This is a genomic window from Parapedobacter soli (assembly GCF_025460835.1).
GTDB classification, from domain to species: Bacteria; Bacteroidota; Bacteroidia; order Sphingobacteriales; family Sphingobacteriaceae; genus Parapedobacter; species Parapedobacter soli.
In genome coordinates this window covers 1-13,350 of the sequence record NZ_JAMXAY010000038.1, presented here as the reverse complement: position 1 = coordinate 13,350, position 13,350 = coordinate 1, and the positions used below count along the sequence as shown (strand labels likewise).

Annotated in this window: 11 protein-coding genes; 4 read left to right on the top strand and 7 right to left on the bottom strand. The window is 51.2% G+C overall.

What is annotated here, in order from left to right:
• Positions 1-27 precede the first annotated feature (27 nt).
• On the top strand, positions 28-1,782 hold the full coding sequence (locus tag NGM62_RS15320) for a DUF4091 domain-containing protein (protein WP_262249135.1): 1,755 nt from the start codon (positions 28-30) through the stop codon (positions 1,780-1,782).
• Positions 1,783-1,790: 8 nt separating this feature from the next.
• Here the strand turns inward: NGM62_RS15320 and uvrC are convergent, their stop codons facing one another.
• The 3 genes from uvrC to porW form a co-directional block, all read right to left on the bottom strand.
• On the bottom strand, positions 1,791-3,602 hold the full coding sequence (gene uvrC / locus NGM62_RS15315; RefSeq protein ID WP_262249134.1) for an excinuclease ABC subunit UvrC: 1,812 nt from the start codon (positions 3,600-3,602) through the stop codon (positions 1,791-1,793).
• A 63-nt stretch (positions 3,603-3,665) separates the two neighbouring features.
• Positions 3,666-5,915, bottom strand: coding sequence for a penicillin-binding protein 1A (locus tag NGM62_RS15310; protein WP_262249133.1), 2,250 nt, complete (start codon positions 5,913-5,915; stop codon positions 3,666-3,668).
• Between the two features lie 29 nt (positions 5,916-5,944).
• Positions 5,945-8,755 (bottom strand): type IX secretion system periplasmic lipoprotein PorW/SprE, encoded by a 2,811-nt coding sequence (porW, locus tag NGM62_RS15305; protein ID WP_262249132.1) that lies wholly within the window; start codon positions 8,753-8,755, stop codon positions 5,945-5,947.
• Positions 8,756-8,969: 214 nt separating this feature from the next.
• Between porW and NGM62_RS15300 the strand changes: the two genes are divergently transcribed.
• From NGM62_RS15300 to NGM62_RS15290, 3 genes are read left to right on the top strand one after another with little or no spacing between them, the layout of a single operon-like run.
• Positions 8,970-9,848, top strand: coding sequence for a M23 family metallopeptidase (locus NGM62_RS15300; RefSeq protein WP_262249131.1), 879 nt, complete (start codon positions 8,970-8,972; stop codon positions 9,846-9,848).
• A 30-nt stretch (positions 9,849-9,878) separates the two neighbouring features.
• A complete protein-coding gene (locus NGM62_RS15295; protein WP_262249130.1) occupies positions 9,879-10,310 on the top strand; it encodes a bactofilin family protein in 432 nt (143 codons plus the stop codon).
• Positions 10,282-10,506 carry an AtpZ/AtpI family protein gene (locus tag NGM62_RS15290; RefSeq protein WP_262249129.1) on the top strand — a complete coding sequence of 75 codons (225 nt, stop codon included), beginning with the start codon at positions 10,282-10,284 and terminating at the stop codon, positions 10,504-10,506. Before NGM62_RS15295 ends, NGM62_RS15290 begins: the two co-directional genes overlap by 29 nt.
• A 21-nt stretch (positions 10,507-10,527) precedes the next feature.
• On the opposite strand, the gene NGM62_RS15285 is transcribed toward NGM62_RS15290, so the two are convergent.
• The 4 genes from NGM62_RS15285 to NGM62_RS15270 form a co-directional block, all read right to left on the bottom strand.
• A complete protein-coding gene (locus tag NGM62_RS15285; RefSeq protein WP_262249128.1) occupies positions 10,528-11,475 on the bottom strand; it encodes a DUF5777 family beta-barrel protein in 948 nt (315 codons plus the stop codon).
• Positions 11,476-11,487: 12 nt separating this feature from the next.
• Positions 11,488-12,027, bottom strand: a complete 540-nt coding sequence (locus NGM62_RS15280; protein ID WP_262249127.1) for a YceI family protein — start codon at positions 12,025-12,027, stop codon at positions 11,488-11,490.
• Entirely contained in the window at positions 12,024-12,416 is a 393-nt protein-coding gene (locus NGM62_RS15275) for a hypothetical protein (protein WP_262249126.1), read from the bottom strand. The genes NGM62_RS15280 and NGM62_RS15275 overlap by 4 nt, the downstream gene beginning before the upstream one ends.
• A 31-nt stretch (positions 12,417-12,447) precedes the next feature.
• Positions 12,448-13,350: hypothetical protein (locus NGM62_RS15270; RefSeq protein WP_262249125.1), on the bottom strand; the 903-nt coding region annotated here is incomplete at its 5' end.

The following is a 13,350-nucleotide window of genomic DNA, read 5'->3' as shown; positions in this document are numbered from 1 at the left end:
AGCCATTCACCAAATAGAGTAAACCGGATGAACAAGAAGTATATCCTACTGCTATCCAGCTTAGTCCTGATGGCAGCTTGCGACCAGTCTCGCCAAACAAAATCATGTGAAACCTACGCAGAAGCTGCCGACCCCGACACCACCGTTGTGGACTGGTCGGCCGTAAACGGCCTGAATTATGCTTTCGGGACCATCGACCAACGTTACGCGAAGTCCGCTATTCCCGATTTGCCCCAGTCTACCGAATGGCAGGGCAGCGGCTGGCGCGGGGAGCGCATATCGGCACAACTGGTATTATGGTCGGGCGAACCGATAAATCAAATCGAATTCGAGTTCTCCCCGTTCACCGCCGAAGACGGCGCAACCATGGATGGTGCAATCGGCACCGCACGCTTCGTACGGTATGTCCTTACGGATGCTTTTGCTGATGGTTGCGGCCACCGCAAGCCCGAGGATTTCCCGGTATCACTATCAGCCGACGTACTGGATAACACCTCATGTTTCGACATGGCGGGCGGCACCACCCTTCCTGTTTGGCTGAGCTTTGATATCCCGTCGAGCGCCTCTCCCGGTGTATATACAGGCACCGTAAAACTGCACGCCGAGGGCCAGGAAACCAAGCAGCTCGACCTTGCCATCGAGGTGCTCCCGCAAACCCTGCCGCCGGCAAGCGAATGGGCATTCCATTTAGACCTATGGCAGCATCCGTCGGCCGTAGCGCGTGTACATGGCGTGAAAGTATGGTCTGACCAGCATTGGGAATTGATTAAGGCACCTATGCAAATGCTGGCCGATGCCGGCCAGAAAGTTATCACCGCCAACCTGAATAAAGACCCCTGGAACAACCAGTGCTTCGATCCGTATGAAGATATGATCCGTTGGACAAAGAAAGCAGACGGCCAATGGGAATATGATTACACGGTATTTGACCGCTGGGTAAACTTCATGTTCGATCTTGGCGTAAACAAGCTCATCAATTGCTACTCGCTACTTCCGTGGAACCATGAAATCCACTACATCGACGAAGCAGCTGGGGACACCATCAACGTCAGTGCAAAACCCGGGAGCCCCGAATTCACGGAGCTATGGACACCTTTTCTTACCTCATTCCGCGATCACCTGAATGCTCAAGGCTGGCTTTCGTTCACCAACATCGCCATGGATGAGCGCTCTCCGGAAGAAATGAAAATCGCATTGACACTGTTGGAGGAAGTTGCTCCGGAGCTAGGTGTGGCCTTGGCCGACAACCACAAAAGCTACCAACAATACCCTATGCTGAACGATATCTGTATCGCGTTCGACGCCGACTTTGACGAAAAGGACTTGGCTTTCAGAAAGGAAAACGGACTTATTAGCACCTATTACGTATGCTGCGCCGATGAGTTCCCAAACGTCTTCACATTTTCCGACCCATCGGAGGCTGTCTTTATGGGTTGGTACACACGCACAACGGGCCTGGACGGCTATTTGCATTGGTCATACAACTCATGGACGGAAAACCCATTGGTTGACTCGCGATTCCGCACATGGCCCGCGGGCGATACGTATGTGATCTACCCCGATGGGCGGAGCTCAATCCGGTTTGAGCGCATGCGGGAAGGTATCCAAGACGCTGAGAAGATCCGGATATTGCGCGAAAAATTACTTGTAGCATCGGACACTGCGAAACTAAAAACACTGGATGATGAGCTGGCAAAGTTCAATGTCAAATCGGCACCCGATTCGACTACTGCTGCACTGGTGAACCATGGTAAGGCGGTGTTAGCAGCGCTAAGCAGGTAGCCCGGCAATCACTTGGCATTTGCCGGCTGACTAAAGTAGGCCTTCAGGGCCTGGATTTGTTTTCGGGAAAGAACCGTAGCAAGCTCCTCGGTACTCGCCTCCCGTATCTTCTTTACGGACTTGAACGCCTTGAGCAATTTCTCGGCGGAGACCTTGCCGATACCGGGGATATTTTCCAGTTCCGTCCGGAACGTATGGCGGCTACGCTGTTTGCGGTGGAACGTAATACCAAATCGATGGGCTTCGTCGCGAAGGTGCTGGATTACCCGCAACGTTTCCGACTTCTTATCGAGGTACATCGGGTATTGGTCGCCGGGGTAATACAGTTCTTCCAGCCGTTTGGCGATACCGATCACGGTAACTTGTTTATCGATACCAAGCAGCTTCAGGCTTTTCAATGCCGACGACAACTGGCCCTTGCCACCGTCGATGATGATGAGCTGGGGCAGCGTCTGTCCCTCGTCCAACAACCGACGATACCGACGATGCACGGCTTCTTCCATCGTGGCAAAATCGTTTGGCCCTTCGACCGTCTTCACATTGAAATGGCGGTAGTCTTTTTTTGACGGTTTGGCGTCTTTGAATACCACGATTGCAGAGACCGGATACTTTCCCTGGAAGTTGGAGTTGTCGAAGCACTCAATATGGCGAGGGAGTACATTCATGCGCAGGTCTTTCTGCATCTGGGTAAGGATACGTTCGGTTTTCAATTCCGGATTCAGCTTCTCGTATTGGTTGAGCCGCTCCTTCTTGAAGTACAGTGCGTTTTTGAGTGAGAGTTCCAACAGCTTTTTCCGTTCGCCTTGTTTGGGTACCGTAAACCGTAGATCCTTGGTATCGACATCCAGTTCAAACGGAACGATGATCTCCTTGGAGGTACTGTTGAACCGGCTACGTATTTCCGGGATGGCCAGACTCAATAATTCGGCCTCGCTTTCGTCAAGTCTCTTTTTCAGCTCCACGGTCTGTGTCTGGATGATAACACCATTCATCACCTTCAGGTAATTGACAAATGCGTATTTCTGGTCGAATGCAATGCTAAACACGTCGACATTTGTAATGGAAGAGTTGACGACTGTTGATTTACTCTGATAACGATCCAGCAAATCAAGTTTGGTTTTCAAATGGTGTGCGTACTCAAAGTTCAATTCTGCCACTGCTGCATCCAGCTGCTCTTTCAGCCGCCGGATAACCACTCCGATCTTGCCATTAAGGATATCACGGATGTCCTTTAGGTTGCGCTCGTAATCTTCTTCGGTCTGGTAACCTTCACACGGCCCCTTGCAATTGCCGATTTGGTACTCCAGGCACACCCGGAATTTACCACTGGCAATGTTTTCCGGTGTGAGCGATAAATTACATGTACGGAGTGGATATAACTCACGGATTGTATCCATGATGGCATGCATCATCCCTACGGAAGCATAGGGCCCGAAATATTTCGAACCATCTTTGACGTATTTCCGGGTCGGGAAGACACGTGGGAATGGTTCGTTTTTGATGACAATCCACGGATAGGTCTTGTCATCTTTCAGCATCACATTATAGCGGGGCTGATGTTTCTTGATCAGACTATTTTCCAGTAGCCATGCATCGATCTCGGTATCTACTATGGTGAAGGTAATCCGGTCTATTTTACGTACCAGCACGCGCGTTTTGCCATTCAATTGGCTGGTTTTTACGAAATAGGAACTTACGCGGTTCTTAAGATCTTTCGCTTTGCCGATATAAATCAATTCGCCATCGGCGTCCCAATATTGGTATACCCCCGGCCGGTGCGGTATCTGTTCAAGCGCCTTACGATAGTCAAACTTCGCCATATCAACAACCCTGCTTACGGCCACCAAGCTGCAAGCATTTCTTCAAATAAGCACATTTTCTAATCAGAATCCAAGCCTGTCATCCAGCCTCGGCTCTTCCACCGGGTCAAATTCCTGATATTTGCTGCAATCCAGTTCACGGGTAAGGCCACCTTCGGGCAATGGGAAATCCCCTTTCGTATAATTCAATGTGGTATCGGCATACACTTTTTGCATATACAGTGCAAATACGGGTAATGCGGCTTGTGCGCCTTGGCCTTCTGCCATAGACGCGAAGCTGATACCCCGGTCTTCCGCACCCGTCCACACCCCACTCACCAGTTCGGGTGTGATACCGATGAACCAAGCATCGGCGTTGTCATTCGTCGTACCGGTTTTACCCCCGATTGGGTTCGTGAGGTTGTAACGCCAGCGTATACGCCCACCCGAACCATTTGCCACCACACTTTTAAGCATATCCACCATAATGTAGGCGCTTTCGCTATTCAGCACCTTGGTAACGCGGGGCGCCTTTTCATAGATGGGCATGCCATTTTTATCCTCAATCCGAAGAATATACGTAGGCTCCACCCACACGCCATGGTTTACAAATGCCGAGTAAGCCCCTACCATATCATACACCGAAGCCTCGTAAGCACCCAATGCAATAGATGGATATTCAGGCACATCGGAAGTAATACCCATCCGTTGGGTAAGTGCCGCTACCGGCCTCGCCCCCACCTCATTGATCATATAAGCCGTTGCGAAGTTCTGGGAATTGGCCAGTGCCGTACGCAAGGTAATGGGGCTGCCGGCCTTGTTTTCACCTCGTGGTGTCCACGCATAAGCGCCGCTACCTATCGTAAGCGGCTCATTAGGCACTTTGAAGCACGGTGAGTAGCCGTTATCGATTGCTACAGCATAGGTAAATGGCTTAGCGGTAGATCCAACCTGCCTCGTACCCATTTTCACCTGGTCATACTTATAATGCTCAAAATTGATACCGCCCACCCAAGCACGCACGTAACCGGTGTGCGGCTCCATGGACATGAAGGAGTTCCGCAGTATCAGCTTATTATAACGGATGGAGTCCATCGGCGTCATCACCGTATCTTTATCTCCATCCCATGTAAACAACGTCATGGGCACCGGCGTGTCGAAATCCTTTTTTATTTCGGCTTCCGAGAGCCCCGCCTGTTTCAGCACCCGGTACCTATCTGAGCGTTTCATGCCTGTCTCAAGCAGCTTTGCCTTATCGCCCCTGAATGGATCGCGGTTCTTCCATTGCCTATCAAACGAGGCTTGCACTGTCTTCATCCACTCACGCTGGGCCTCTTCAGCATACAGCTGCATCTTTGAATTGATTGTGGTGTATATCTTCAGGCCATCCCGGTCCAGGTCCCATGGTGTTCCATCGGCCTTAGTGATTGACAGTTCGTTGAATTCGCGCTGGATTTCCCGCTTCAGTACTGCCCTAAAATAGGGCGCCAAGCCGTCGCCATACTCCGATATCCTCATATCGAGCACCAACGGTTTTTTCTGCAGTTCCAACGACTCTTCGCGAGTGATGAAGCCTGACTTTCGCATATTTTCAATCACCGCATTCCGCCGCCGGATTGACCGCTGTGGGTAACGCACGGGCGAGTACATACCTGGACCTTTAAGCATCCCTACCAATATGGCTGCCTGTGGAATGTCTAGCTTATCCGGTGTGGTATTGAAATACGTCCGCGCAGCCGATTTGATACCGAAAGTATTGTATGCACCGAAATCGACGGTATTGAAATACATGGTGATGATTTCCTCCTTGGTATAATTCCGTTCTAGGCGCACGGCAGTTATCCACTCCTGGAATTTCTGGATGATACGTTTGCCCGTACTCCGTGCACGGCCTTCCGAGAACAGGTTGAGCGCCAGCTGCTGGGTAATCGTACTCGCCCCTTGGCGCTTACCGACCAGGTTATAAAAAATAATAGTGAATGTACGGCGGTAGTCGATACCCGAGTGGCGGTAAAACCGCTTATCCTCCGTGGAGATGAGTGCTTGCACCAAATTGGGCGACAGTTGCTCGTAGGTCACTTTCGAACGGTTCTGCACATAATAAGTACCTAGCACCTTACCATCGTCGGAAATGACCTCAGACGCAAGGTTGCTTTTGGGATTCTCTAAATCGCGGAATGTCGGCAATTGGCCGAACAGCCCGATACCGACGCAGAAAATAAATAGAAAGCCTAATAAAATAACCCCGATAAGTGTCTTCCAGAACATACGGGTATATCGGCTGGTTTCTTCTTTCGTTAGCTCGCTTTTATCCTTCTTCTTTTGTCTATTCATTCTACTACTTAAAATTTACGCGTTAAGCGCTACCGTTCCAGTTGTTCTTGATACACGGCATGGTAATCATCGACTTTATCAAAATCAGATAACGTGCCAAAATTGGTCGCCGTGATCACAAAGGTATTATATAGGTCTGTCGGTATCTTCATGATATCCGGAATCAGTGGCAAAATCCGCGTTTCATATTGCTTTACATCATCATAGCTATCAAATGGGCCAACGTAAACCAACTGGTTTTCATCGTTTATGACTTTCATTTGATGGGAGATTGCCTGTCCGGCGTACCGGGTGCGGTTGAATTGCCCAATCCCGAAACGGGAGGGGGCCAGATTGGCCCGGGCATTCATCACGTTGATTACGAAATAGTAAGTTGCCGAATCCGGGAGCAGCTCCAAATCGCGGTAGACATTGGGTCCGAGATCACCGACTTCGGCCACTCTGGCCAACTGCTGGCCTGCTATACCCTGTACATTCCCGAGGTTAGGTCTGCCGCCCAAGCCGGTTCGTCCGGCGGTATTCACAGTCAGTTCGCGGCGTGGTCTAGGCGACTCGGGGCCATGCCTTATTACGAGCTGGGGCCACAATGTCATGGTTGGTTCGTCAACAAACCGCTTGCGTTCTCCGGCAATTGCTTGTAAAGCGTATTGGCGGGTAGCCAGGGTATCGCGGTGTGTCTCTATAAACTCCAAATGCTGGTTTGCAAGTGGCGTAATTAAACTATCGCCGGGGAAATCGGAAACCAACTGCCGCAATGCGTTTTCGAATGTATCGATCGCAGCGGTACGGCCCCACGCCAGAGCCCGCAGGTAGGCCAGCTGGCTCAATGTCTGTTGGCGCCCGTCTCCGATGTCGAGCAAGCGCGTAACCTCATCCACCACCTGCGGGTACTGTTGTTCGGTGTACAAGGTATATACGGACTCATACGCCCGGTCCAATACCCGCTGTTGTTGTTCCAGTTTAGCCAGGTACGCCGGGTCGCGAATGATGTGGCTATAGCGTGAATCGGGAAAATCGACCAATAGTTTCTGGCGATACAGCGCCACTTTGGCGTCGTCGATACCGCTATACAGGCGATAAAGGTTGTAATACAACAGCGGCGCCTCGGGGGTGGACGGATACCGCTCCAGCAATTCCTCATACGTACGTATAGCGGCTTCATTGTCCAGCAATTCGTCGCGGTAACTATTTCCAACCCGTATCAACGCATTGTGTATAAGCGTGTCGGAAGCGGCCATTTTCTCATCCGTATCCGGTAATTCATCCAAGTAAGTTTGCCTCAGGTTACTCACCCACGCCGTGCTATCCACGGCCGCCACTTCCTCGGTGGGGGTATGTTCCGTGTCAACGGTTCCTGCCGCCTCCCCGCTTATAACACTTGCACCAGCCATATCGCTGAACCTCCAATTATCTTTCAATTGGCGATTGCCCCACCTCCGCCTGAATTCAGCCTGCCCCATACCCATCGCATCCGGGTTATTGAAATAAAAACGGTTATCCGTATACGATACCGCAGCAGGCATCATATCGTCAAACGGCGAAAAACGCTGCGTTTGCGACGCCCGCTGTTTGGCCGGCTCAACTTTTTTGGCTTGATACTGCAGCCAACTGCGGGTTAATATGCTATCGATTTCAGTTCTGCGCGTAGTCTCGTCAAGCCGGGCTAGGTATTGCAGGCTATCCTGGTGCGCCACAACCGTTAGCTGCGCGATGAGCTCATCCAGATTAGCGATTTTACGCTGTACCTCCCCCGCATTGGGAAAATCAACAGGCAGCACCATCCCCACACTATCGTAGTAAAGCTTGGCCGTGGGGTAGTCTGTGGCAGCGAAATAATGGTCGGCCAGTTTCAGGTAGGTGAGCGTGGTCTGGTACCGATTGCTACTCTCCTGCCGCAGGGCCAGCTCATAGTTTGCCAACGCTTCAGGTAGATAACCGTCTTCATAAAAGACCGTTGCAATCTGGTAATAAATCTGATCTCTGAATTCCTTATTCTTCCCGTCGCGCAGCATACGCCGCAACAGCCTCACCCGTTGCTCGCCCGTGCTATTTTCCCCAGTGGTCAAAAACACACGGTTCAGTGCCGCATAAAATGACATCTCATACGGCGCATTGCTACGTACAACCCTACTGTAATGGCCGTAAGCCTCTTCTTTACGACCGCTCTGCTGCAACAGTTGCCCCAAAAGGAAATGCCACCGCAATTTAATCGGCTTAAGCCGGGTGTGTTCTATGGCTTGTTCAAGCATCGTTATGGCCGATTCTTCATCGTGCACCAGGAGGTAGTATTTAGCTTGGGTAGCAAAGGCAAGCCCCATTGATTTCTTTTCTGATTCCAAGCCGGCAAAAACGGTATCCAACACCGAACCGGCATCGGTGAGGTTGCCCAATTGCATCAAAGACCGCGCCTTCCATACCAGTGCGGCCTGACGGTATTCTGGCATATCGGCAAACGTATTGGCCAGATAGGTAAAAAACTCTACTGCGTTGTAATAATTCCCCTTCAGGTAATTTGCTTTCCCGGTAAGTAGGTAAGCTTCATTGATATACTTGCTTTTGCCCTTGTGGTTGATGATGTTCAGCGCTTTGCCGATGACGGAGTCCATCAGCTGCGTATTTGATGACGATGTCGCTTCGGTAGGTTCAATCAGTACCGGTAGCAGCTGTTGGTAATCCTCGTGGTGGGCTTCAAAATTCTGTCGTGTAACGTCGGCGATGATTTTACGGCCGTGATAGACAATATTGAATTTGGCGGTCAGGTTTTCCATCATGTCATACTCGGCTGCCCTATCCTTTTCCCTATTCGCAGCACAGCCGGCCACTACGCAATACACCAGCATCCCTGCTATAACGCGTATGCATGAAATAGCAGGCAAATGCCACAAAAATGAATATCTTTGCTGGGAATGCACATGCAAAAATATCATTTATTTTCATCTACCTATAATTATTCATTATTTGCTTTACTTTCAAGGGTATTTATGGATGCACTGCAATTTGCGCTTGAAATACGTTCTCCCATTTTGTCAGACACCCGCTTAGAAAGGAGTTCTCGTGGCTAAACAAAAAAACAAGCTCTCCAAAATCCTCAATGCACGTTACAAAGTGGTGGTGCTCCATGAGGAAACATTCGAGGAAAAAGCCGCTTTCCGGGGTAAACTATGGTATTGGATCAGCGGTACCATTTCGGCTGCTGTCGTGGTCGTCATACTAACGGCCGTACTCATCCGTTCTACGCCCCTGCGCGAGTACGTGATCGGCTCCTCCTTGGGCGAATACGGACGCTCCGCATTGTTGGAAGCGTATGCACGGATCGACTCGATGGAACAGGTTGCCCGCGCACACGAGCAATATTTGGATAACATCCGGCGGATCATCAGTGGTGATGCGGGTGATCCCCCTTCCGATACAGTCGGCGCGGTCCCTGCGGGCGAGGCTGCAGCACTATCTCGGGCCGCTGACGTCGGCCTCTCCGAAGACGAGCTGGCATTGCGCGAACTGCTGGAGTCGGGTGCGGCCTATGACCTTCCGGAGAATCCGGGCCCCTCCCGGACGGGGATTTCGTCATACACGTTTTACAGCCCCATCAAAGGGATCATCAGTTCAAATTTCAGTACCAAGGAGCAGCATTACGCGGTAGACATTGCGGTGAAGCAGAACGAACCTGTACGTACTACCCTGAGCGGCCATGTTGTTTTTGCGTCTTACACACCCGAAACCGGGTATGTTGTTATTGTGCAACATGGGAACAACCTGCTGTCACAGTATAAACATTGTGCTTCAATAATCAAAAAAATTGGTAGTTTTGTGCGTGGCGGAGAAGTTATTGCGTTTGCCGGGAACACGGGATCGTTGACAACCGGTCCGCACCTCCATTTCGAGTTGTGGTATAATGGCAATCCAGTAAACCCCACGGACTACATCGCTTTTTGAGGAAATCTGATTTACCTAAGTGTTACCAATATGTTCATTAGTAAGAAAACGGAAAAACCAGTCCAGACACGGAGCAGCAGCTTCAACCTGATTGCCAATGGAACCGAAATCGCGGGCGATGTTACCACAACGGGCGACCTGCGTATCGATGGGCGAATTACGGGCAATGTCTCATGTACTGCCAAATTGGTGGTCGGTGACAGCGGCGACATTACCGGCAACATCCATTGTTGTTCGGGCGAGATATCGGGTACCGTGCAGGGCCAGATTACCGCCAAGGAAGTCCTTCAGCTCAACCAGTCGGCACTGATCCAAGGAGACATTGAGGCTATGCGGTTCATCGTTGAAGACGGGGCTTCCATCAATGGCCGGTGTACCACCAGCCGCAGTTTGGCATTGCCCGAGCACGCGGCTGATATCAAGCTGATTTCTTATGGAAAAACGGAAGCGGTTACCGACTAAAGCGCTGGGTAAATATGCTTATTTCAGCGGTGTAGGCTTCCAGATGCTCGCCATCATCGGCGTGTTCACGTATATCGGCTACCGCATAGACCAATCGCGCGAGGCCGAAACACCTATCTGGACAGCGCTTTTCGCCCTCGGTGGTGTGTGCATCAGTATGTATACGGTGATACGTGCGGTAACAAAAAAACGGTGAGCGACACGAAACAGGCGTCCGCTACAACGAAAAGCGCCTGGAGATCGTAAACCCCCATCGGAACTGACCTTTGGTCCATGAAGAGGTGGTTTCCGGAATGTATTGCATCTCCTGGATGGCCGTGGCATTGGTGAAATTAAGATTGAACACATGGCCACCGGTCTCGACTTCCAAGCCTATGCCCAGGGGGTTGTAAAGCGCGGTGGTGGCTTCCGCATACCGTTCCTTGCTTGCCGGTGATCGGAACGGCAGGAAATAGTCCATCACCAGCGCCATACGCCTGCTCACCTTCAACCGTCCACCAATCCCTACCGCGAACAGGTTATCTTGACCGTCGTAATCTGCCGTGGTATTCCTACGGATATACGTGGGATGCACGGCCAGCGACAGGGCCGGGCCGAATTTCCGGGCAATAATCAGCTGGCCGACGAAATTCAAGCGGTCGGAAAATTGCCGATAGGATGTAGCTTCACCATCGTTTTGCTCATCTGCTTGCACACCGGGTATGGTTAGGCTGCCGTATCCCGCAATAGAGAAAGGCACCTTGCCATCAACCGTTTGCCGTAGCATTCTGTACTTCATGTTCACTTCGTATAACTGGGCTACGTGGGTAGCACCCTTGGCGCGAGCGATACCGACATTCAGATCGTCCGTTATCCCGTACTCAAACCCGATTTTGATATCGGTAGAATTATCCAAGCCGAAGAAGTTCTTGGCACCGCCGTTCGCGCCGGCTATGTCGCCAAAACGGTGGTCTACCTTGAAATCGAGCTCGCGCTTATGGATGGTTTCGGGCGACTGGCTATTAATAATGCGGGTGGTTTTGAATGTGGCTTCCACGGCTTCCCGTGCATGGCCGGTACTATCCGCAAGGGCCGCCTCCAAGTCGATCTGCGCCGCTACCGGCCGAGAAATGGCTACCGCTGTTATAAACAGGGTCATACTTGTGATATATCGTGCTGCCTTCATACGTAATCGGTATTACTTATTATATGTTGCCGAGACGTCTACTTCCACCACTTCGGCGATGTTCTTGATAACGATACGGGGTATTTTCACATCGTGGTCGGCCACGCGCACATTGAACTTGGCCACAGCCATTATCGATTCCCCCCTTACCGTGATGGTTGCGGGGACCGTGTACTGCTTTCCGACGCCGTGTATATCCAGCGTACCCACCACCGTAACAAGATACGTACCGTCGCGGTGCCAGTCGACAGGCTCTTGGATTTTACCGTTGAAGGTGGCGTGGGGAAAACGGTCGCTTTCCATGTAATTCTCGTTAAAATGTTCCTGCATGAGCCGTTTTTTGAACGCAAAAGTATTTATCGTCACCTTGAATGCGATTTCACAGCTGCCGGTATCGAGCGCCGACGCCGCTTTTTCCGTCACCGCAGCGATATTCTCAAGGGGCGCTTCCGAAAAAAACGAAATTCGGCTTGCCTTGTCGATCAATAAGCCCTGCGCCTCCGCGCGGAAGCACAGGACCATTGCGAAAAACCAAACGTATACCTTTATCATTGCGGTGCCCCCTTATCGATCCATGCTTTGAGCAATTCGCGCTCGCGGGTGGAGAGACTTCCTGTTTTTGGCATGATCCGCCGCACAATAACAGCATCGTTAATGCGATCGATGTTATCTTTCACCGAATTATACCCCGAGAAAGTCCAATAAGGTGTACCTTCGCCCGAGCCCGCATGGCACATGCTGCATTTCGACTGGAGCAAGACGCCCACAAAATTGGTGTATGTTACGTTCTCCGCCGTCACATCATCACCGCCGCCATTTCCGGGCGGGTCGGGGTCGGGCGTGGGTGCCCCATCTTTCCCGCATGCCATAAAACCGAGCACCAGTGCCAGCATCGGTGCCCTCCATAGAATTTTTCTCCAGCGTACCATCGTTATCATCATGTGTGTTTATAAGAGAATAAATCGTTAGCTATCAGGGTGCCGTGGCTTCCGGCGAATCGGCGTTCAGCACCGGCCAAATGCCGACGGCCGGAACACTAACCCCTTTGTTTTCGCCACGGGCGGCGTCTTGACCGAAATAATAAAGCGGCCACCCTTTATAGGTCAATTGCGTGCGCCCATGCACGTTTATTCCCTCGAAATCGGTGGGATCAAGTACCGATGGAACGGATGCCGGCCCAGCTTCATAGATCGGCCACACACCATTGTTGGAAAAATCGGCATTCGTAAAATTGTTGATGTTATACCTGTCCTGGACAAACCCATACAGCGTACGCCCGTAAGCATCAACCAGGTACCGTGTCTGGCCTTCGCCCGGTACAAGGTCTTCGGTATACGCGATACCATCAGCGCCCACTAGCTGGTGCTGCACCACCATCACCGAATAGTCGGGCTTGGCGACAAACCAGTTGCCACCAATACCATCACCACCGATGTCACCAGGCGCACCGTCACTGGCATAATAATATAGCGGCCACCCTTTGTACGTGGATTGCAAAGCACCGTTGGCTAAGGTAATGGTACCCACATCATCGCTTTCTACAGCTCCGCTGGCCGCAGCATGGCTGCTGTAATACGCAGGCCATATCGAGGTGCAATTGCCTGTACATGCCGAACTTCCATCGGCGTCGCGGGCGAAGAAATAGAGCGCCATGCCGGCACTATCGGTCAGTACCTGTCCGTAGGTGGCATCGGTCTTAACAAAAACCCCCATTTTTTCATTCGGTTCGGCCGGATTGTCTTTTTTGCAAGCCACGATAAGCAAGCAAACCAACACAGCCCCACAACATATCCGTTGATTGTGAATCGCTTTCATAATTTCATCGGTTAAGTAGGGCCTGCTGAAAAAGTCAGCCAGCCATTTTCCATTTAAAAA